This is a genomic window from Flavobacterium sp. MAHUQ-57 (assembly GCF_051908335.1).
Classification (GTDB): domain Bacteria; phylum Bacteroidota; class Bacteroidia; order Flavobacteriales; family Flavobacteriaceae; genus Flavobacterium.
The window spans coordinates 103,036-123,115 of the sequence record NZ_JBPZTE010000006.1; the positions used below are offsets into that span (position 1 = coordinate 103,036).

Annotated in this window: 21 protein-coding genes and 1 pseudogene; 10 read left to right on the forward strand and 12 right to left on the reverse strand. The window is 34.5% G+C overall.

The window, feature by feature from the left end; translation table 11 throughout:
* Positions 1–109: 109 nt before the first annotated feature.
* From uvrA to ACS8MM_RS00550, 3 genes and pseudogenes are all read right to left on the reverse strand, one after another.
* Positions 110–2,941 (reverse strand): excinuclease ABC subunit UvrA, encoded by a 2,832-nt coding sequence (gene uvrA, locus ACS8MM_RS00540; protein ID WP_379711939.1) that lies wholly within the window; start codon positions 2,939–2,941, stop codon positions 110–112.
* Between the two features lie 132 nt (positions 2,942–3,073).
* A pseudogene (locus tag ACS8MM_RS00545) lies at positions 3,074–3,409 on the reverse strand (GNAT family N-acetyltransferase); the annotation flags it as partial.
* Between the two features lie 27 nt (positions 3,410–3,436).
* A complete protein-coding gene (locus tag ACS8MM_RS00550) occupies positions 3,437–3,892 on the reverse strand; it encodes a 2-dehydro-3-deoxyphosphooctonate aldolase (RefSeq protein ID WP_379711941.1) in 456 nt (151 codons plus the stop codon).
* A gap of 80 nt (positions 3,893–3,972) precedes the next feature.
* Here ACS8MM_RS00550 and ACS8MM_RS00555 point away from each other — a divergent pair, with 80 nt between their 5' ends.
* A complete protein-coding gene (locus ACS8MM_RS00555; protein ID WP_379711943.1) occupies positions 3,973–4,530 on the forward strand; it encodes a YeeE/YedE family protein in 558 nt (185 codons plus the stop codon).
* Between the two features lie 3 nt (positions 4,531–4,533).
* Positions 4,534–4,947 carry a DUF6691 family protein gene (locus tag ACS8MM_RS00560; protein ID WP_379714978.1) on the forward strand — a complete coding sequence of 138 codons (414 nt, stop codon included), beginning with the start codon at positions 4,534–4,536 and terminating at the stop codon, positions 4,945–4,947.
* Between the two features lie 36 nt (positions 4,948–4,983).
* Here the strand turns inward: ACS8MM_RS00560 and ACS8MM_RS00565 are convergent, their stop codons facing one another.
* The 6 genes from ACS8MM_RS00565 to ACS8MM_RS00590 form a co-directional block, all read right to left on the reverse strand.
* Positions 4,984–5,643, reverse strand: coding sequence for a lysoplasmalogenase (locus ACS8MM_RS00565; protein ID WP_379711945.1), 660 nt, complete (start codon positions 5,641–5,643; stop codon positions 4,984–4,986).
* 1 nt (position 5,644) lies between these two features.
* A complete protein-coding gene (locus tag ACS8MM_RS00570; protein WP_379711947.1) occupies positions 5,645–6,925 on the reverse strand; it encodes a sterol desaturase family protein in 1,281 nt (426 codons plus the stop codon).
* Positions 6,926–6,991: 66 nt separating this feature from the next.
* Positions 6,992–7,267, reverse strand: a complete 276-nt coding sequence (locus ACS8MM_RS00575; protein ID WP_379711949.1) for an ATP-dependent Clp protease adaptor ClpS — start codon at positions 7,265–7,267, stop codon at positions 6,992–6,994.
* A gap of 39 nt (positions 7,268–7,306) precedes the next feature.
* Positions 7,307–8,140, reverse strand: a complete 834-nt coding sequence (gene prmA / locus ACS8MM_RS00580) for a 50S ribosomal protein L11 methyltransferase (RefSeq protein ID WP_379711951.1) — start codon at positions 8,138–8,140, stop codon at positions 7,307–7,309.
* Positions 8,141–8,237: 97 nt separating this feature from the next.
* Positions 8,238–10,397 (reverse strand): choice-of-anchor I family protein, encoded by a 2,160-nt coding sequence (locus ACS8MM_RS00585; protein ID WP_379711953.1) that lies wholly within the window; start codon positions 10,395–10,397, stop codon positions 8,238–8,240.
* Positions 10,398–10,521: 124 nt separating this feature from the next.
* Positions 10,522–11,019, reverse strand: a complete 498-nt coding sequence (locus tag ACS8MM_RS00590; RefSeq protein WP_379711955.1) for a GNAT family N-acetyltransferase — start codon at positions 11,017–11,019, stop codon at positions 10,522–10,524.
* Positions 11,020–11,089: 70 nt separating this feature from the next.
* On the opposite strand from ACS8MM_RS00590, the gene ACS8MM_RS00595 reads away from it, so the two are divergent.
* The 4 genes from ACS8MM_RS00595 to ACS8MM_RS00610 all read left to right on the forward strand — a co-directional run bounded on the left by ACS8MM_RS00595 (position 11,090) and on the right by ACS8MM_RS00610 (position 14,813).
* Positions 11,090–11,782, forward strand: a complete 693-nt coding sequence (locus tag ACS8MM_RS00595; RefSeq protein WP_379711957.1) for a hypothetical protein — start codon at positions 11,090–11,092, stop codon at positions 11,780–11,782.
* 24 nt (positions 11,783–11,806) lie between these two features.
* Positions 11,807–13,459 (forward strand): 2-succinyl-5-enolpyruvyl-6-hydroxy-3-cyclohexene-1-carboxylic-acid synthase, encoded by a 1,653-nt coding sequence (gene menD, locus ACS8MM_RS00600; RefSeq protein WP_379711959.1) that lies wholly within the window; start codon positions 11,807–11,809, stop codon positions 13,457–13,459.
* A gap of 81 nt (positions 13,460–13,540) precedes the next feature.
* Complete coding sequence (locus tag ACS8MM_RS00605; RefSeq protein WP_379711961.1) at positions 13,541–13,882, forward strand: DUF2853 family protein; 342 nt, start codon at positions 13,541–13,543, stop codon at positions 13,880–13,882.
* A gap of 103 nt (positions 13,883–13,985) precedes the next feature.
* Positions 13,986–14,813: a CvfB family protein gene (locus ACS8MM_RS00610; RefSeq protein ID WP_379711963.1), complete on the forward strand. Its 828-nt coding sequence runs from the start codon at positions 13,986–13,988 to the stop codon at positions 14,811–14,813.
* Here ACS8MM_RS00610 and ACS8MM_RS00615 read toward each other — a convergent pair.
* From ACS8MM_RS00615 to ACS8MM_RS00625, 3 genes are all read right to left on the reverse strand, one after another.
* Positions 14,805–15,767 carry a Na/Pi cotransporter family protein gene (locus ACS8MM_RS00615; protein WP_379711965.1) on the reverse strand — a complete coding sequence of 321 codons (963 nt, stop codon included), beginning with the start codon at positions 15,765–15,767 and terminating at the stop codon, positions 14,805–14,807. The two genes, ACS8MM_RS00610 and ACS8MM_RS00615, sit on opposite strands and share 9 nt — an antisense overlap.
* Positions 15,768–16,164: 397 nt before the next feature.
* Entirely contained in the window at positions 16,165–16,353 is a 189-nt protein-coding gene (locus tag ACS8MM_RS00620) for a hypothetical protein (protein WP_379711967.1), read from the reverse strand.
* Between the two features lie 149 nt (positions 16,354–16,502).
* Positions 16,503–17,036, reverse strand: a complete 534-nt coding sequence (locus tag ACS8MM_RS00625; RefSeq protein WP_379711969.1) for a hypothetical protein — start codon at positions 17,034–17,036, stop codon at positions 16,503–16,505.
* 79 nt (positions 17,037–17,115) lie between these two features.
* Between ACS8MM_RS00625 and ACS8MM_RS00630 the strand changes: the two genes are divergently transcribed.
* Genes ACS8MM_RS00630 through ACS8MM_RS00645 form a run of 4 tightly spaced genes read left to right on the forward strand, consistent with a single transcriptional unit; the run spans position 17,116 to position 19,977 of the window.
* Entirely contained in the window at positions 17,116–17,955 is an 840-nt protein-coding gene (locus ACS8MM_RS00630; protein ID WP_379711971.1) for a 1,4-dihydroxy-2-naphthoyl-CoA synthase, read from the forward strand.
* Between the two features lie 17 nt (positions 17,956–17,972).
* Positions 17,973–18,344 carry a hypothetical protein gene (locus ACS8MM_RS00635; protein WP_379711973.1) on the forward strand — a complete coding sequence of 124 codons (372 nt, stop codon included), beginning with the start codon at positions 17,973–17,975 and terminating at the stop codon, positions 18,342–18,344.
* 3 nt (positions 18,345–18,347) lie between these two features.
* Positions 18,348–19,277, forward strand: coding sequence for a 1,4-dihydroxy-2-naphthoate octaprenyltransferase (gene menA, locus ACS8MM_RS00640; RefSeq protein ID WP_379711975.1), 930 nt, complete (start codon positions 18,348–18,350; stop codon positions 19,275–19,277).
* 22 nt (positions 19,278–19,299) lie between these two features.
* Complete coding sequence (locus ACS8MM_RS00645; RefSeq protein ID WP_379711977.1) at positions 19,300–19,977, forward strand: metal-dependent hydrolase; 678 nt, start codon at positions 19,300–19,302, stop codon at positions 19,975–19,977.
* Positions 19,978–20,080 lie beyond the last annotated feature (103 nt).

The following is a 20,080-nucleotide window of genomic DNA, read 5'->3' on the forward strand; positions in this document are numbered from 1 at the left end:
TTTTTATTGTTATTAGGAGCTGTTTCCCGCTGTCCGCTCTATCTTTTTTTGCCATTTTTTAAAGCAAAAAAAGGATGCCACTTCCATCGGGGCTAGAAAAATCAGCCGACTAAAATAATTCTTTTTTTAGAAACTGCGCTGTATAGCTCTTTTTATTTTTTACAATTTCCTCTGGAGTACCTTTTGCAACGACTTCACCACCACCTTTTCCGCCTTCATATCCAATGTCTATAATATAATCAGCCAATTTGATTACATCCATGTTGTGTTCAATAATCAACACCGAATTTCCTTTATCAACCAATCGATGAATCACATCCATCAATACTCTAATATCTTCAAAGTGTAAACCGGTTGTTGGTTCGTCCATAATGTAGAAGGTATTTCCGGTATCTTTCTTAGACAATTCCGTTGCTAATTTAATACGTTGTGCTTCACCTCCGGAAAGTGTAGTACTCTGCTGTCCCAAAGTGATGTAGCCCAATCCAACATCCTGAATGGTTTTAATCTTGCGGTAGATCTTCGGAATGTTTTCAAAAAACGGTACGGCTTCATCCACAGTCATGTTCAACACATCAGAAATAGATTTTCCTTTGTAACGTATTTCTAAGGTTTCTCTGTTGAAACGTTTTCCTTGACAGGTTTCACATTCTACATAAACATCCGGTAAGAAGGCCATTTCGATAGTTCGTACGCCGCTTCCTTCGCAGGTTTCACATCTTCCGCCGGTTACATTAAAACTGAAACGCCCCGCTTTGTATCCTCGAATCATCGCTTCAGGTGTCTGTGTAAACAAACTGCGTATTTCGGTAAATACTTCGGTGTACGTTGCCGGATTTGAACGCGGTGTTCTTCCAATCGGACTCTGATCAATGTCAATTACTTTGTCTATATGTTCTAAACCTTCTATTTTTTTGAACGGTTGTGGTTTTTTAACCGCATTGAAAAAGTGTTCGTTCAAAATAGGGTATAGGGTTTCGTTAATCAATGTCGATTTTCCTGAACCGGAAACTCCTGTTACACAAATAAGTTTGCCTAAAGGTAATTCAATTGAAACATTTTTTAAATTATTTCCGGTAGCTCCGGTAAGTTTTAAGGATTTTCCATTTCCTTTTCTTCTTTCCTTTGGAATTTCGATTTTCATCTTACCATTCATGAATTGAGCGGTGATAGTATCTTCTTTGAGAAGTTCTTTTGGAGTTCCCTGACTGATGATTTGTCCACCATATTTTCCGGCTTTCGGTCCAATGTCAATTACATGATCGGCTCTCTCAATCATATCTTTGTCATGTTCTACAACAATCACCGAATTTCCAATATCACGTAACTGCTCCAATGAATGAATCAGTTTTTCATTATCTCTCTGATGCAATCCAATACTGGGTTCATCCAAAATGTATAAGACACCAACGAGTTGTGATCCAATTTGTGTGGCCAAACGTATACGCTGGGCTTCACCTCCTGAAAGGGATTTTGAGTTTCTGCTTAAAGCCAAATAATTCAAGCCTACATCTACTAAAAACTGTAAACGAGCTCTAATTTCTTTTAGAATTTCTGTAGCAATAATTTTTTGCTTTTCTGTCAAATGCTGGTCAACATCCAAAAACCAATTAGTTAGCTCCGATATATCCATATTGGATAATTCGGCTATATTTCTTTCATTGATTTTGAAATACAAGGCTTCTTTCTTCAGTCGTGAACCTCCACATTCACCACAATTCACTTCATCCATAAAATCTTTTGCCCAACGTTTAATCGAAGTTGATTCTGATTCGTCATGTTGTGACTTGATGAAATTGGATATGCCTTCAAAATCAATTTTATATTCTTTGGTAACTCCTGCCGTTTTCGATTCTATAGAGAATTTCTCTTTGCCGCCATTCAAAATCATTTCCATGGCTTCGTCCGAAATGGTTTCTATGGCATCGGTCAATTTAAACCCAAATTTTTCTCCAATAGTTTCCAATTGTTTGAAAATCCAGGTCGATTTGTATTCTCCGATAGGAGCAATACCACCACTTTTGATAGATAATTTTGTATTCGGTATAATCTTTTTAATGTTGATTTCATTCACCGTTCCCAATCCGTTGCAATGTTCACAAGCTCCTTTTGGGGAATTGAATGAAAATAAATTGGGTTCCGGATTTTGATAAGAGATTCCGGTAGACGGACACATTAAATTTCTACTAAAAAAGCGGACTTCATTTGTGTCTTGGTCTAAAATCATCAATACGTTTTCTCCATGATACATGGCCGTTTTGATACTTTCATTCAATCTTTTTTCATTGTCTTCAGAAGCGTCAATCACCAAGCGATCAATCACTATTTCAATATCATGCGTTTTATAACGATCCAGTTTCATTCCTGGAAGTATATCCTGAACATCGCCATTGACACGTACTTTTACAAAGCCTTGCTTGGCTATTTGTTGGAATAATTCAGCATAATGTCCTTTACGTGCGCGGATGATCGGCGCCAAAATATTAATTCTTTTTCCCTTGAAATTCTCAATGATTAATGCCTTAATCTGTTCATCGGAGTATGAAACCATCTTTTCACCCGTATTGTAACTATAGGCGTCACCAGCTCGGGCAAAAAGCAAGCGAAGAAAATCGTAAATTTCAGTGATAGTGCCTACTGTTGATCGAGGGCTTTTACTAGTGGTTTTCTGTTCGATGGCAATAACAGGAGACAAACCGTCGATTTTATCTACATCTGGACGTTCCAATCCGCCTAAAAACTGTCGGGCATAAGCTGAAAACGTTTCGATGTAACGGCGTTGACCTTCTGCATAAATGGTATCGAAGGCCAAAGAGGATTTTCCTGATCCCGAAAGCCCGGTTATCACTACTAGTTTTTCCCTTGGGATAGTAACGTCGATATTTTTGAGATTATGCGCTCTCGCGCCAATGATTTCAATAGTTTCTTCAGAGTGCTGCATACATATAGGCAAAACACAAAGATACTGAATCCTAAACAAATTAGGAATTGGGATCTATTCTGTTTTTCAGAAAATAATCTTAAAGTTTAAAGGAATGCTTATTCTTAAAAAGCTGTAATAGATGTTTTTTATTTAATTACTGTCTTTGAATTTTACCCAAATACATTCATCTAGGATTTCATTGTTTTTGATGACTCCTTTTTTGTGTATGGTTTTCAAAATAGAATCGTTTTTCTCCAATGCTTTCATTGAAGCTTTATTGAATTCAAAAACACCTGCAACAATTCGGATTGCATCAAATGTATTGAACGTGTATTTCGTTATTTGTTTAATAGCTTCGGTGGCGATGCCTTTGCCCCAGAATGGTTCTCCAATGAAATATCCTAAGTCTGCATTTAGCCTAAAGATGTCGTCTCTGAGCCAAATACCTATTTCTCCACATAATTCATTGTAGTAAAAAATAAGAAATCGTAGGGCCTTAGTTCGATTATTGCGTTATTTTCTTGCAGTGAAACCGACAGGAATCATTAAAACTCCCTTTTCAAATTTATTAACGTATAAGATTACGGGTTTGCTATTTCCTTCCCAAGTGACTTCAAACATATCAATTGTACCGGCTCCCATTTCACTCTTTTTGGTTGGAAAAGGACAACAAGCATCTTTTTTTACATACGTTACTTTTTCACCATTCGGTCCGGCTAAGGCATTTAAAAAGCGGATTTGATTATTAGGCCCGTCTTTTAAATTCGTGAAGCCAACATTTACTGGGTAATCCTCGTGGTATCCATATTTTTTATCAGTCGCTTTTAGTGTAATAACAAAACTGTTGTATGCTTCGTTTAAAGCGGGTCCAGGAACACTGTCGTCAATGTTTTTAATAGTTGATTTTGTGCTAATGCAAGAAGTTAAAATAATGCATGAGAAAATAATCAATACTAGTTTAGTCTTCATTCGGGATTAATTTTACTTTTTCAATTGATGTGTAACAAATATAGTGACAAACTTATACTTTTGTAGAAAAATATTTTTAGATGGAGTTTATTACAACAACGTGGCACTGGTCAGTTTCCGGTTTTTTGATCGGTATGATTATGCTGCTCTTAACCTATTTTGGGAAATCATTTGGTATGTCCTCAAACTTAAGGACTTTGTGTTCGATGGCTGGTGCCGGAAAATGTGCTTCGTTTTTTGATTTTGACTGGAGAGAACAAAAATGGAACCTTGCAGTGGTCTTGGGTGCTATAGTAGGAGGATTTATTGCTTACCATTTTTTAAGTAATCCGGATAATATCAATATAAATCCGAAAACAATTGTTCAATTACATACGATTGGTATCGATGCGCCAAACGGTAAATTAGCGCCAGATGCTATTTTCGGAACGCAAGCCCTATTTAGCGGTAAAGGTTTCTTTATTCTGATTTTTGGTGGATTCTTAATCGGATTTGGTACGCGTTATGCAGGAGGATGTACTTCTGGTCACGCCATTTCAGGTTTAAGTAATTTGCAGTTACCTTCTTTAATTGCTGTAATCGGTTTCTTTTTAGGCGGATTGGTTATGGCTCATTTTTTAATTCCGTTAATTTTTTAGATGATGAAGTTATTTCGATTTTTTGCAGTTGGGATGTTATTCGGAATTGTTTTAACCAAAGCCGAAGCGGTTTCTTGGTATCGTATTTATGAAATGTTTATGTTTCAATCGTTCCATATGTTCGGAATTATTGGTGTAGCAATAATGACCGGTGTAATTGGTTTGATGATTATCAAGAAAAAAGGAATTAAAGATTTTAAAGGGCAACCGATTGAAATCCTTGATAAGGAAAAAGGTTTTGCTCGTTACATTATTGGAGGTTTTCTTTTTGGATTGGGTTGGGCTTTAGTCGGATCATGTCCTGGACCGATTTTCATTCTTTTGGGAGCTGGCATTCCTGCAGTTGCTATAGTGCTTTTTGGAGCTCTTTTAGGAACTTTTATATATGGATTGGTAAAAGATAAATTACCACACTAAAACAATAATAAAAAAAGGCCTTTAGGCCTTTTTTTATTATTCGTGGTTTAATTTTAAAATCCCTAAAGTGATTAGAAATTGCGCTATAATATACGTTGACATGATAAGTAATGATGCGTTCGGCAATGGATTGTAAAATTTGTCGATAGCTAAAATACTATCTGAAGTTACAAATGCAATTGCCCCATTTAAAATCAATATGTTCATAGGTCTTATCCAAGTTAATGAACCTCGTATAGCCATTATCAACATCAATGATATGACAAAAGCATAAACCGATACGGGAATTTTAAGTTCACCTAGAGAAGGTATTAATAGCGTTAGCATGGTATATAGATAACCAGCAACGGCAAGTATTCCGAGACCGAAAAGTAATTTATTGGGGCTAAACTGAGTGTCTTGTTTTATAAATAATAAAATAAACAGAATATGTGCGATTAAAAAAGAAACCAAACCAAAAATAAAAAACAGTTCTCCTTTATCAGCAAACATTAAAATAATATCACCTAACCATGAGAATCCTAAAGCAAGTAGGAGCCATTTTTTAGTAGGAAAACTGTTGTAACTATTGGTCGCCAAAAGTAATCCGGGTAATAATAAAGGCTTGAAAAACCAAGCTAAGTCTTCTTTACCAATAGCAATTAACAATAAATAGAATGCACTAATCCCTACAAAATAGTTTAAAAATTTGTTCATGTTATGCGTTTAAAACTGGTTGATCTAAGGTTTTGAATTCAGAAGTGACAAAGTAAATACTAACCAAAAGTGATAAAGTAAGATAACCTGTGACAATGAAAGTTCCATAAGGAATTGTACTATCTATTTCGAACCAGCTACCAGTTAAGGTGATAATTGCCATAGCAAAAAGGAATCGAATGCTTTCCCAAATGAATGCATATTTGTTTTTATCCATCAACTCGGTATAACTGTATACTGTAATGAATACAAAAGCACCATAGTAGAAGATTCCAAATTTGCTGGCTTCCATAATTTGAGCAATATTATCGAAGAAATAAGTAATTAGTAAAAGTGTGATCAATAATTGAGTGATTGACCAACCAATCAGAGTTTTGGAGTTGTCGGTTCCGAATTTTTTGAAATCAAATACATTGTCAATTTTGTGCAATGGATATTTTTCATCAAATCCTTCAGGTCTCCATCCTGTTGGCATAAACCAAATTTTTAATTTATCTGAAAATTTTTCTGCTCGCCATGCATCTCTAATCAATACCCATAAATGCTGAAAATTGATTTTGATTGGATTCCAAGTTTCAGCCGGGCGGGTAATTCCAAATACTGCTGGAACTTCGGGTAATTCTTCTTGAAACGTACCAAACATTTTATCCCAAATGATGAAAACTTGGGAATGATTTTTATCCATGTATTCTGGGTTTATAGCATGGTGTACACGGTGATGAGAAGGTGTTACAATGATTTTTTCCAAAAATCCCATCTTGTTGATGTATTTAGTATGGTACCAAAATTGTACAAAAAACTGAATAGGAAGTGTTATGGCGATTACTTTGGCAGGAACTCCTAAAAGTGCTGCGGGTAATAACAAAAAGGTAAATAAATTGATAAATGTTGATACGGATTGACGAAGAGCACAAGATAAATTGAATTCTTCACTGCTGTGGTGAATAGCGTGTTTGTTCCAGAAAAAATTAATTTGATGCGCCCAACGATGTGTCCAATAGCCTTGGAAATCAATTGCAATGAAAGCAATAATGTAAGCTAAAGCAGATTCCTTAATTGTGAAGATTGCTAAATGATCAACCATTTCACCATAGGCAAAAATGGTAATGCTTAATTGAAGTACATCTTTTGTGGCATTGGTAATTCCGGAACTGATACTTGATACACTATCCATTAACGGAACATGATCCACTCCTTTGTAATAGCCATATAATTTCTCAATGATAATTAATAGCAAGAAGCAAGGCATTGCTATGATAAGTATTTTTCCGTATTCTACCATGTTATTTTAAAATTTAAAATGGAAAGATATGCAGATTTCAGGATTTAACAAATTTATTTTTTATTGTTAAATGATTTCAGCGCTTAATCCAGCGTCTAGTAAAGCTGTACATTGAGGTTTTAACTCGTCAAAAGATCCCGTCTTTACAGCACATTTTCCAGTATAATGAACTAAAATTGCACATTGTTCTGCTTGTAATTCCTCATGTTTGCATACTCTTATCAAAGTTTCAATCACATGATCAAAAGTATTTACATCATCATTATAAAGAACTATCTCATGATTAATGCTTACTTCTTCTAGAACTGTCGTTTTGATTTGTGTTTTTTCTATAGTTGCCATAACGTATTGTCAAATTTTTTTAAAGGGAATTTACTATTACTAATTTACGTATTTTAGTGATACCCAGTTGTTTCTGTTTATTTTTTTAACAAAGGTCAGTCCTTTTTCAGTACATGATGCATCGATGAAAGGAATATCTTGTTCGTAAAAACCACTAAAAAGTATGATTCCGTCTTTGTTCAAACAATCCACATAGGTTTGCATGTCGTTTAGCAAAATATTTCGGTTGATATTAGCAATAATCAAATCGTATTTTTTTCCTTTCAATAGTGCAGCATCACCTTCATAGACACTGATGTGTTTACAGTTGTTTCTTTCCGCATTTTCAATTGAATTCAAATAACACCAATTATCAATATCAATAGCATCAATAGGTTGTGCGCCTTTCATTTCTGCCAAAATAGCTAGAATAGCTGTACCACATCCCATATCCAGAGTTTTCATTCCGGTTACATCCATTTCCAATAAATGTTGAATCATCATATGAGTGGTTTCATGATGGCCTGTTCCAAAACTCATTTTGGGTTCGATTACAATATCAAATTGAGCTTCTGTTTTTGGATGAAAAGGAGCACGAACATGGCATAAACCGTCAACGTCAATTGGATCAAAGTTTTTTTCCCATTCCTCATTCCAGTTGGTTTGCTCGATTTCTTCGAAGGTATAAGTGATTTTGAATTCTGGATTTTCTAAAATATAAATGTCATCCAAAATAGTTTCATTCCAAAGATCTTTTTGAATGAAAGCAGAAAAACCATGATCTGTTTCGATGAAACTATCAAAAGGTTTTTCACCTAATTCTGCAATTAAAATCTCTGAGCCTAATTCTTTTGGTTCTACAGTGAAATGATATCCGATATATATGTTTGACATAAATTATTTTTTTGCAAAGATACGATTTCAAAAGAGATAAGTAAAAAACAGCCAGAAGAATCTGGCTGTTTTTATTTACTTTAACGGTTAGGTTGTTTTACCTCACAATTAGTTTTCTGGTTACACCTTCATTAGTTTTTACCAGATAGATTCCCGCTTTTAATTTAGAAGTATTGATTGTTAAAGTATTTGTATCAAAAGAAATCAGTTTTCCTGTAACGTCAAACAATTCATAAGTTGCCATTCTATTGAAATAGACTATACCGTTTTCAGACGGATTAGGAAACAATGTCAATGTTTTTGGTTCAGTTTCGAATTCATCATTGGATAAATTCGTCGTATTGATTTCGAAAAGTGCAATTGTTCCACTGATTTCATTGGCAACTGCAATATAATTTTTACCTGTAGGACTATTTCCTGCCGGTATAAAAGTGATGCCTTCCGGTCCGTTATCTCCTCCATATGCAGATGTATTACGACTTGTTTTGTATTCTACAAATTTAACGTCAACAGGATTGGTGATATCATAAACCATTACACCTCCGGTTCTTTCCAATGTAATGAAGGCAAAGGTTTGACCGTTTAATTCAGCAATGGTTAGTCCTTCTGGTTCTGGACCTTTGGCACGACTTCTGTTTTTGGTCGCATTCGAACTAGTATGATCGGCGTTAAAAAGTGAATTAAACGGGCTTGTTGATGCGATATAGGTTTCAAAATCGTCCCCACTATCATAAACTAATGCTTTTGTCGTGGTATTGAAAATCGAAAAAGAACGACTTCCTAAACAATACAATTCTTCATAAGCAGCATCGGCATCTGTATTTCCGTTCAGATTGGTGATTCGCATTCTGCCTGCATTGTTGTTGTTTTTCAGCATGATCGAATTAGGAAAATTAACCGGATCCAATGTACTGGCGCCAATGGTTGTTCTTTCATTCAAACCGGTATATTCTTTTTCATCACCTTCATTTGCAGTTACAACATAGGTACTGCCTGCAACCGAATAATTACCAATGGCATCAGGAATATAATAGGCTTTGATAGGCCAGTTTGCAATTACTACTTGACCGTTGTTATCCGAAATATCCATACCATTCCCGGGTTGGCTGACATCTTTTGTTCCCAAAGCCCAAACATCTGCAATTGTTGCGTTGGTAAGATTGATTTCTGCAATCGCATTGTTTTCCTGAATAGTTACCCATGCTTTTTGTGAATCAGGACTAATGGTTATGTATTCTGGTTCGAAATCTTGTGAAAGCGTACTTGTGTTTTTGGTTTTTCTTATGCCTGAACCGAGCAAGGAAGCTTCTTGTGAATTAAAATCAGTGAAAAGTAATGTACTAACATTGGATTGAGATAGCGAAGGTATTCCACCTGAAATATCAATGATAGATACAGAACCTTCAGGATCTATTGTGTAGGCATCGTTGGGTTGTCCTTCATTGGCTGTCATGACTTTAGTTCCATCGGGAGTAAATACAATCATATCAGGTAATGCGCCAACTGTAACCTGTTTTTGAAATACGCCATTGGTGTTGAAAAAAACTACTGAACCGTTCAGTTGTTCATTAGTATTTGGGGAGGCAACAGCAACAATTCCATTTTTAACAGCAACCGAAGTGATTCCACCATAAGGAGTCATGTCAATTGAAGAAACTAAACTTAAATTTGCCGGATTTGAAAAATCAACAATATCCAGTTTTTTGGATACAGAACTAATGGTGAATAATCGTTGAGAAGTCGGATCATGAACTACAATTTCACAAGTACTATTGCTCACCCCTGAAGGATCAAAACTTCCCACGTAATCTAAAGTTATGTTGTTGTTTGGAATTCGAGCCACATTATCATTGTCTTTAATATAAATAGTGGTGAAAACATTTGAACCTAAAGTTAGCCCAGATGGGTTTTCTAAACTTAGTACAAAATATTCTGAATGTTGTTCGTGAATCGAATCGTCAATAACAGGTATGGTGATGGTTTGCGTTGTAGAGCTTCCAGATGTAAATTGTAATGTTTGAGTAGAATATGTAAAGTCACTCGTATTTGCCGTACTGAATGGACTTCCTTTTACAACTACATCAACAGATGAAGTGGTTGGAGAAGTTAGAGTGATGTTTACATTGATTGTGCCTTGATTTTCATTGGCAACTGTCATAGTAGAAGCAAATGAAGCGGTTTGTGCATTACTATTGGTATATTGTGTAAATACAGCAATAATACATGCAACTTTAATAAGATAGTAAATTTTTGACATGAGTTTGTTTGATTTTCGCACAAATGTCAATCAGAAATCTTAAAATAAGTTTAATTTAAAAATAGGAAATCATTAGATGTTAATTACCTAAATGTTAAGATGTTTTGAAATTGTTTCGTAAGTATTATTCTAATACTGTCTGCATAAATACAGAATCCAGCCAACGATCGAATTTATAACCGGTTTCTTTAATGTGTCCTACTTTTTTGAACCCTAATTTCTCGTGAAAAATAATACTACCAAGATTTTCGGAATCAATAACTCCTATCATTGTATGAAGTTGCTGTTTTTTGGCTATTTCTACAAGTTCTTTGATTAATAGACTTCCAATACCGTTTCCGTGAAAATCTTTATGGATATATACGGAATGTTCGACAGTGAATCGGTATCCAATTTTAAATCGGAATGTTCCATAAGTACCAAATCCAATAATTTTCCCTTCTTTTTCTGCCACTAAAAATGGAAACTTTTTTTCTTGCTTCTCGTTAAATATTGCTTCCTGCTCAACTAATGTTCTTGTGTCGTAATCCCAAATAGCTGTAGTGTTCAGTATTTCATAATTAACGATTTCAAGGACGGCGTCCATATCAGTAATGTTGGCTTCTCTAATTATAATAGACATTGTATCCGGAATATGGTTTTTAAGTTGTAAATTTATATATTGTTACCCCAATCAGCGAAAAATAGTATACATGAAGTTACAAGATTCCTCAAAAGTACTGATAATTCTATACTTTGTAAATTTATTGCTGTATAGTTTTTCGTCATTGTTGGAAATTGAGGAATTCGAACAATTTTTCTGGTTTGTCAGAATTCCCATATTGTTGGTTCTGTATTATATAACTTCCAGTAAAAAAGTTATACTGTATTTTGTCGCTTTAGTATTGTATCAGGTAGCATCTGTTTTTTTTGCTACTGAAGATTCTTCACTATATGTTTACGGCACTTTTTCTTCAGTTTTGTTTAAATTTTGCCTTTCGTTGTTGGTGTTGGACTTAGTCACTGTTAAAAACAGATTGGCTATTGGTATTGCTTTGGTGCCTTTTTTTGTGATTTATCTCTATATCATCAATTTTGTGGTCGAATATCTTGGTGAATCTTATTATATATGGATAGTAAATGCTTTTTTAACTTCTTTTCTTGGAGGTGTAGCGATCATTAATTATATCAATAATTCAGGTTCGAAAGAATATTGGTTATTAGTGAGTTCTATCTTTTTTATTGTTCAAATAGGTGCTTTTTTTATCAATAAATTTTATCTGAAGAATGAAGCGATTTATCAAATGGTGATTTTATCGTACGGCATTTCTCACTTTGCTTTTTATCAATTTCTGATTTTAAAAGAGAAGGAAAATGATGCTGAAAATCAATTTGCAACTTCGTAACTTTGCGATACTGAAATTTAAAAAATGATTTACCCTAAAATACCTTTGGCTCAAAGTATTCTTGAAATTTCTTTAGCTAAAGGACTACAACATATAGTGATATCTCCCGGTTCACGAAATGCTCCGTTAACAATTGGTTTTACTAACAATACTGCTTTTACATGTTATAGTATTGCTGATGAACGTTGTGCAGCTTTTTTTGCTTTGGGAATGGCACAGCAAATTCAAAAACCTGTCGCAGTTGTTTGTACTTCGGGTTCGGCATTGCTTAATTATTACCCAGCGGTTGCTGAAGCTTTTTATAACCAAATTCCATTGGTAATTATTTCTGCCGATCGTCCTCATGATAAGATTGATATTGGTGACGGTCAAACGATTCGTCAGGAAAATGTATTTGCCAATCATATTCTATATAGTGCTAATTTGACCGAAGAAGCATCAGAAGAAAACGATCTTAAAATTCAAGAAGCATTGTTTGTGGCCAATGCTAAAAAAGGGCCTGTGCATATTAATGTTCCTTTCGAAGAACCATTGTATGAAACGGTTGAAGACTTATCTGTTCGACCTGTACTCGTGAATCTTTTCACTGAAGCTAAAGAAGAGCCTGCAACCACTGAATTTGTAAATTTATGGAATGCATCAAAGAAAAAGCTGATTCTTTTGGGAGGAAATTATCCGGATGCAATAGCGCAAGAGTTTTTAAATCGATTAGGAGAAGATTCCAGTGTTGTGGTTATGACAGAAGTGACTTCAAATGCCCATCATTCTAATTTCATTACCAATATAGATACCATTATTACTCCGTTTACGGATGAAGATTTCAAAGCGTTTCAGCCTGATATCCTAGTAACTATTGGAGGTATGATTGTATCGAAACGTATTAAAGCATTTTTGAGAAAGTACCAGCCCAAACACCATTGGCATATTGATGAATTGCGTGCCTATAATACATTTGGTTGTTTGAGTCAGCATTTTGAAGTAGTTCCAAATCAGTTTTTCTCTACTTTTTTGCCTAAAACCAATTCTATCGAAAGTGACTATCAGTTAAACGCTTTAAAGATAAGAGCGTTACGGGCAAAAATGCATCAAATTTATTTGGAAAAAGCTCCTTTCACCGATTTGAAGGTATTTGAAACTGTTTTAGGTAAATTGCCAACAGCAATACAATTACAAATAAGCAATAGTTCTCCTATACGTTATGCTCAGCTATTCTCAATAGACAAAAATATTGATGTGTTTTGCAATCGCGGTACTAGCGGTATTGATGGAAGTACGACTACAGCTATTGGGGCTGCAGTACAAACCGATAAACCCGTAGTTTTTATAACCGGTGATATTAGTTTTTTCTACGATAGTAATGCACTTTGGAATAATTATATACCGCAAAATTTCAAAATCATCCTGATTAATAATGGAGGTGGTGGAATTTTTAGGATTTTACCAGGTCATCAAGAGACGAAGACCTTCAATACTTATTTTGAGACTTCCCATCACTTAACAGCAGAGCATTTGGCTAAAATGTACGGATTTAACTATATAACAGCTGAATCAGTAGAAGGAATTTCCTCGAATTGGAATGTTTTTCAATCTTCGGGAAAACCAATTATTTTCGAAATTTTCACGCCTGAGAAAGAAAATGATAGTGTACTGTTAAATTATTTTAAAAATTTGAAATGATTGAACTAGGTTGCAATAAAAAGTTTGTAAAATCGTTAGTTCTGTTTATAATAGGAATAGAATTAATTAAACAACAAAACTATGAGCAAGAGAGATGATTTAATTGCAAAGTATGCAGCCGATCTTAAAGAAAAATGTGGGGTTACACCAGATATGGCTTTATTGACAAAAGTAGTAATAGGTTGCGGACCGGCTATTTATAACCCAGATGCCGCGACAGTTTCGGGTTCACAGCAATCGGAATTGGATACAGTTAAGAATAATTTCCTGATTAAAAAATTAGGGTTAAGTGACGGAGCCGATTTAGACAAAGGAATTGATGCGGTTCTTGAAAAATATGGAAAATCCAATAAGAATAAATATAGAGCGGTAGTGTATTATCTATTGACCTTACATTTTAAAAAAGAAAGTGTTTACAAATAAGATGTAAAAATGACATTCCGATAAAGCGTTCTTCTTCAGGAACGCTTTTTTTATTGCTATAAGTCGTAAACTTTGTACCTTTGCGGCTTTGATACTAAGAAAAATGATTCAAATAGGAAAATTCAACATACTTACCATTGCCAGAGATACAAAAATTGGTTTATATCTAACGGATGGAAAAACCGACATTCTATTACCTAACAAATATGTTCCTGAACAATTCGAAATAGGAGATGAACTGGAAGTGTTTGTGTATTTGGATCAGGAAGAAAGACCTGTGGCTACGACATTGGAGCCTTATATCTACTTGAACGAATTTTCATTACTTAGAGTGAATTATACCAATAATTTTGGTGCTTTTGTTGATATGGGACTGGAAAAGGATTTGTTTGTTCCGTTCAAAGAGCAAGCGAGACCAATGGAGCAAGGCAAACGCTACTTGGTTTATATGTATTTGGATGAAAAAACCAATCGATTGGTAGGTTCGAGCAAAACCAATCAATTTTTGGATAATTCCGAAATTACCGTGGAGAATGGGGAAGAAGTCGATTTGATTGTTTCTCATATTACGGAAGTTGGAATCAATGTAATCATTAATGAAAAACACAAGGGATTGTTGTATAAAAATGAAGTATACGACGATTTACGTACTGGTGATCGTATCATTGGTTATATCAAGAACATACGTCCTGATGGTAAAATTGATGTTTCAGCAACTAAAATCGGATTTGATAAAGTTGAACCAAGCGCACAATATATTCTTGATGAATTGAAAGCTAGTCGCGGTTTCTTACGATTAACGGATAATTCGCATCCAGAAGATATCAAAACGGTACTCAAAATGAGTAAAAAGACTTTTAAAAAAGCTATCGGTACACTTTACAAACAAAAGCTAATCGAAATCAAAGAAGACGGAATTTATTTAGTTTAAACGAATTTCCAATTGATTCTCTTTTTCAGGAAAAACTTTATTGAGTAACTTTTCTACCAAAGGTAAAAAAGAAACAAAAGCTAAAGCACCGCCAATATTAAATAACATATGGGCATTGGCCACTGATCTTTCAATTGGTAATCCATAACCCATGCTTTCAACTAAAGTTACAAATGGTGTGAAGAATAATAATCCGACCGCTACTGATATAATATTAAACGTAAGATGAAATAACCCTGTTTTGATGGCTTGTTTGCTCCCATTGATGGTAGCGAGTAAAGTATCACTGCAGGTGCCTAATTCAGCACCAAGCATTATTGCGACAGCCCCACTTAGGGTTAATAATCCTTTTTTGGTCAACAATATAGCCATAGCTACGGTTGCAGATGATGATTGAATGATTAAAGTAATTATAGCGCCAATGAAAGTGCCATAAAGTGGTGTATCTGTATTTTTTAAAAATTCAGCAAAGCGTGAAGTTTCCTTCAAAGGCTCTACAGCTTGTTCCATGGTAAATAAACCGAAAAACAACACCCCAAAATACAAGATTACTTTTGCAAAATTGTTGATTTTTCCAGATTTGGAGAGTAGTAACAACGAGAAACCTATCAATAATAGTATTGGAGAATATTTCCCAATGTCCATGACGATAATCTGACTGCTTATAGTCGTCCCTATATTCGCACCAAGTACAATTCCCATTGATTGTTTGAAGGTTAGTAGTTTTGAATTAACAAATACAATGGTGATAATGATGACAGCTGAAGAAGAATCCAATAAACCGGTAACAACGATTCCGGTAATGACAGACATAAAGGTATTGGAAGTAAATTTTAAAATCCACTTTTTGGTATTTTCTCCAAGTGCTTTTTGCACAGTTTCAGATAAACTGTTGACTGCAAAAAGAAACAATACCAATCCAGCTATTATTTTTAAAATAATTTCAATCATCATTTAACTCCTTTCTTAATTATTAGAGTTAAATGTACTGATATTGTGTTATTTAAAGGTTAAGTGAAGGTTATCTATATGAAAAATGCCAATCTTACTTTAGATTGGCATTTCCCTCTTGTTATCTCAAATCCTGATTACTTTAAGCTCTCATTCTCTGAAATAACCGATAACATACGTAAAGCGATAATAGCATCTTTACAAATCAAAAAATTAAATAAACTTTTTATAGAATAATTTCTTTCACTAGAGCAAATCGTTACTATTGTACTCTTTCTTATTCTATGTAATTTTTGTGTTTTTGTCGTCAGAACAACTCGGGGGGATTGTTATAATACAAAAACCAATATTCGCTTTATTACCTGTGGATATATTTATTGAGTATATAGATCGTAGCTGATTATTTTTTGCTAACTGTATCTATTGGTTCATCCATAGGGGCTACTGTATCAGTTTGAATACTATCAACAACTTGCGTAGTAGTTTCCTCAATAGGCATTTGTTCTTGAGTAGATTCCTCTACTTTTTTGTTACAACTTGTAAGCAATGCACTAAATGTAAGAGCGACAATTAAAACAGTTTTTTTCAAAAAATTTCATTTTAAATTAATAAATCAGTGAACTTAAAAAACAACATATAAAATGTTGATTTTCAATTGTATAAAGTTATGTAAAATGAAAGTAGTTTTCAAAAAAAAGGATGTTAATTTTTAAATTTTAACATTTGTCTGAAATGGATTTAGTTCCCATTGGAATCGATAAAATCAAACGAATTCATAAAAAACTGTGCATTTTCACTTTCAGTTTGGCCAATTACTAAGAGGGCATAAGTTACGTTTCCTTTCAAAATGAAATTCATTTTAAAATCGATTTGATTGTTAATTTTACCCAGAAATTCGATAGCTTCAAATTCGTTTTTGAATTTGAATTTTTTTTCAGAAATGAAGTTGCATTCTCGTCCTTCCTTAGTTAAACTATTCGAAAAACCTTTTTTGAAACCCACGACCATAGCAGCTACTTCTTTTTCAGATAGCTTATGTTTTAATTCTGTAAATTCGCTCATGCTAATTGCATATATGTCACCCTCATATATAGAATTATAACGGTAGAAATTAATTTTACCCAAAGCGGAATCAGAGTTTTTTGACGAAAAATCTGACTTCGAAAGAAAAACAACTTTGTAATTTAATTTATGATCGATAATGGTGTCATTTTGGGAATAAGAAATGGCACAGAATAGTATTAATAAGATTGTTAATATTTTTTTTCTCATGGGGCACGAAAGTTTTAATGGAGTTTGGCAAAAGTAGTACTTTTACATTTCAAATTGATAAAGAAAGAAAAGTTATAAGATGAGTAAAATAGAATGGAAAACAGTTCGTGAGTTTGAAGATATCACGTATAAAAAATGCAATGGTGTAGCTAGAATTGCATTCAATAGACCGGATGTACGCAATGCGTTCAGACCTAAAACTACTGCCGAATTATTAATGGCATTTCACGATGCGCAAGAAGATACTTCAATCGGAGTGGTGTTGTTATCTGCCGAAGGTCCGTCTTCTAAAGACGGTATTTGGTCTTTTTGTAGTGGTGGAGATCAAAAAGCACGTGGTCATCAAGGTTATGTTGGAGACGATGGTTACCATAGATTAAATATTCTAGAAGTGCAACGCTTGATTCGTTTCATGCCAAAAGCAGTAATCTGCGTGGTGCCAGGTTGGGCTGTGGGTGGAGGACATTCATTGCACGTGGTTTGTGATATGACTTTGGCTAGTAAAGAGCATGCCATTTTCAAACAAACGGATGCCGATGTGACGAGTTTCGATGGAGGTTATGGTTCTGCGTATTTAGCAAAGATGGTAGGTCAGAAAAAAGCCCGTGAAATTTTCTTTTTAGGAAGAAACTATTCTGCACAAGAAGCTTTTGAAATGGGTATGGTTAACGCTGTGATCCCTCATGATGAATTGGAAGATACTGCTTACGAATGGGCTCAGGAAGTATTAGCGAAATCACCAACATCTATTAAAATGCTTAAATTCGCTATGAATTTAACCGATGATGGGATGGTGGGACAACAAGTTTTTGCCGGAGAAGCTACCCGTTTGGCTTATATGACCGAAGAAGCTAAAGAAGGGCGAGATGCTTTTCTTGAAAAACGTAAACCGAATTTCGAAAAGAAATGGTTGCCTTAAAATGATTTATGGTTTTAGTGTATAAAATAATAATTGTGCTATTCGGACTTTTTATGGTTTGGTCTGGTTTTATGATGTTTTTAAAACCACAGATTGTAAAAGATACTATTGCCAAAGCAGGAAGTACTTATTTGATCAATTATGCTGAATTAACAATTCGATTGATTGTTGGTTTTTGTTTTACTAAAATAGTTAGTCAATACGGAATTGTTTATGAATTGACAGGATTTTTTTTGATGGTAACTGCTGTTGTCTTGATGTTTGTTCCTATTAAACTTCATAATCGAATTTCTGTTATGGCATCGAAAACACTAAAACCTATTTATTTGAAATTTTTGGCTCCAGTTTCAATTACAATTGGAGGATTAATAATTTATGGTTTATTTTAATATATGAAACACTGGATTGAAGCTGCCCGATTACGAACTTTACCACTTTCGGTTTCCGGAATTTTGGTAGGAAGTTTGTATGCCTTGAATAACCCAACTAATGATGTTTTAACACCAACGCAAGTTTTTGACTGGCGAATTTTTATTCTGGCAATTCTAACTACTGTTGGTTTTCAAGTGTTGTCTAATTTTGCGAATGACTATGGAGATGGTGTGAAGGGAACAGATAATGAAGACCGAGTAGGGCCGGAGCGTGCCATTCAAAGTGGTGTAATTACTCCCGAAGCCATGAAAAAAGCAATGTATTTAACAGCATTGTTGACTTTCATTTGTGCTGTTTTATTAATCTATATCGCCTTTTCGGATAAACATTTGCTATTTTCTTTGTTTTTCTTAATCCTAGGAATTTTAGCCATCGCTTCGGCAATTAAATATACCGTTGGCGATTCTGCATACGGTTATAAAGGATTTGGAGATGTTTTTGTCTTTGTTTTTTTTGGATTGGTTAGTACACTTGGAGTTAATTTTTTGTATTCAAAACAGTTCGACTGGCAGCTGGTTCTTCCTGCTTGTGCTATCGGAATGTTGAGTACTGGTGTCCTGAATCTGAATAATATGCGCGATGAATTATCGGATGCAAAAGCAGGAAAAAATACTTTAGTTGTAAAAATGGGTGGTGATAAAGCAAAACTGTACCATTATTTTCTTGTGGTGGGTGCTATGATTTTGGTGCTTGTTTTTGCGCTGATTTACAACGGTGTAGGGTTTCGATGGGATCAATATGCATTTTTGGTGGCGTATTTTCCTTTACTAAGACATTTGAGAGTGGTTTATTTATGTGATGACAATCGAAGATTAGATCCACAACTCAAAGTATTGGCTCTGAGTACTTTTTTGTTATCTGTAATTTTAGCAATGGTGCTAATTTTTTAATTCTAAAACTCATTTTAAAAATATGAAAATCACATTCTACGGTCATGCTTGTTTGGGTATCGAAGTTTCCGGAAAACATATTTTAGTGGATCCGTTTATTTCAGGTAATCCTAAAGCAAATCATATCGATATCAACACAATCAAGGCAGATTATATTCTGATCACTCACGCACATAACGACCATGTGTTGGATGTGGAAACGATCGGTAAAGGAACGAATGCAGTTGTAGTATCTAACTACGAAATCGCCATGCATTACGCCGCAAAAGGTTTGCAATACCATCCTATGAATCACGGTGGAAGTTGGGATTTTGATTTTGGCAATGTGAAGTATGTGAATGCAATTCATACAAGTTCATTCGCCGATGGAAGCTATGGCGGACAACCCGGTGGTTTTGTCATCGAAGGAGAACATAAAAACATATATATCGCTGGCGATACAGCGCTTACTATGGATATGAAGTTAATTCCAATGCGTACAAAATTGGATTTAGCAGTTTTACCCATTGGAAATAATTTCACGATGGATGTTGATGACGCAATTGTTGCTTCAGATTTTCTGGATTGCGATAAAATCTTAGGGTATCATTTTGATACATTTGGATTTATTGAAATCAATCATGAAGAATCCATCAAAAAATTCTTTGATGCAGGAAAAGACCTTATGTTGCTTGAAATTGGTCAAAGTATTGATTTGTAGTAGCTTTTTACTTTCTTTCTGATGACGGAAGAGATTGCACGGTAACTTGTCTCAGTCGGGGCTAGGGGAGTTCGTTAAAAATTGGCATTTAATTTGCCGATAC

Bases quoted from the DNA above. Each gene is read 5' to 3' on its own strand.
- uvrA (WP_379711939.1), bottom strand. From the start codon at position 2,941: ATGCAGCACTCTGAAGAAACTATTGAAATCATTGGCGCGAGAGCGCAT.
- ACS8MM_RS00550 (WP_379711941.1), bottom strand. From the start codon at position 3,892: ATGAAGACTAAACTAGTATTGATTATTTTCTCATGCATTATTTTAACT.
- ACS8MM_RS00555 (WP_379711943.1), top strand. From the start codon at position 3,973: ATGGAGTTTATTACAACAACGTGGCACTGGTCAGTTTCCGGTTTTTTG.
- ACS8MM_RS00560 (WP_379714978.1), top strand. From the start codon at position 4,534: ATGAAGTTATTTCGATTTTTTGCAGTTGGGATGTTATTCGGAATTGTT.
- ACS8MM_RS00565 (WP_379711945.1), bottom strand. From the start codon at position 5,643: ATGAACAAATTTTTAAACTATTTTGTAGGGATTAGTGCATTCTATTTA.
- ACS8MM_RS00570 (WP_379711947.1), bottom strand. From the start codon at position 6,925: ATGGTAGAATACGGAAAAATACTTATCATAGCAATGCCTTGCTTCTTG.
- ACS8MM_RS00575 (WP_379711949.1), bottom strand. From the start codon at position 7,267: ATGGCAACTATAGAAAAAACACAAATCAAAACGACAGTTCTAGAAGAA.
- prmA (WP_379711951.1), bottom strand. From the start codon at position 8,140: ATGTCAAACATATATATCGGATATCATTTCACTGTAGAACCAAAAGAA.
- ACS8MM_RS00585 (WP_379711953.1), bottom strand. From the start codon at position 10,397: ATGTCAAAAATTTACTATCTTATTAAAGTTGCATGTATTATTGCTGTA.
- ACS8MM_RS00590 (WP_379711955.1), bottom strand. From the start codon at position 11,019: ATGTCTATTATAATTAGAGAAGCCAACATTACTGATATGGACGCCGTC.
- ACS8MM_RS00595 (WP_379711957.1), top strand. From the start codon at position 11,090: ATGAAGTTACAAGATTCCTCAAAAGTACTGATAATTCTATACTTTGTA.
- menD (WP_379711959.1), top strand. From the start codon at position 11,807: ATGATTTACCCTAAAATACCTTTGGCTCAAAGTATTCTTGAAATTTCT.
- ACS8MM_RS00605 (WP_379711961.1), top strand. From the start codon at position 13,541: ATGAGCAAGAGAGATGATTTAATTGCAAAGTATGCAGCCGATCTTAAA.
- ACS8MM_RS00610 (WP_379711963.1), top strand. From the start codon at position 13,986: ATGATTCAAATAGGAAAATTCAACATACTTACCATTGCCAGAGATACA.
- ACS8MM_RS00615 (WP_379711965.1), bottom strand. From the start codon at position 15,767: ATGATGATTGAAATTATTTTAAAAATAATAGCTGGATTGGTATTGTTT.
- ACS8MM_RS00625 (WP_379711969.1), bottom strand. From the start codon at position 17,036: ATGAGAAAAAAAATATTAACAATCTTATTAATACTATTCTGTGCCATT.
- ACS8MM_RS00630 (WP_379711971.1), top strand. From the start codon at position 17,116: ATGAGTAAAATAGAATGGAAAACAGTTCGTGAGTTTGAAGATATCACG.
- menA (WP_379711975.1), top strand. From the start codon at position 18,348: ATGAAACACTGGATTGAAGCTGCCCGATTACGAACTTTACCACTTTCG.
- ACS8MM_RS00645 (WP_379711977.1), top strand. From the start codon at position 19,300: ATGAAAATCACATTCTACGGTCATGCTTGTTTGGGTATCGAAGTTTCC.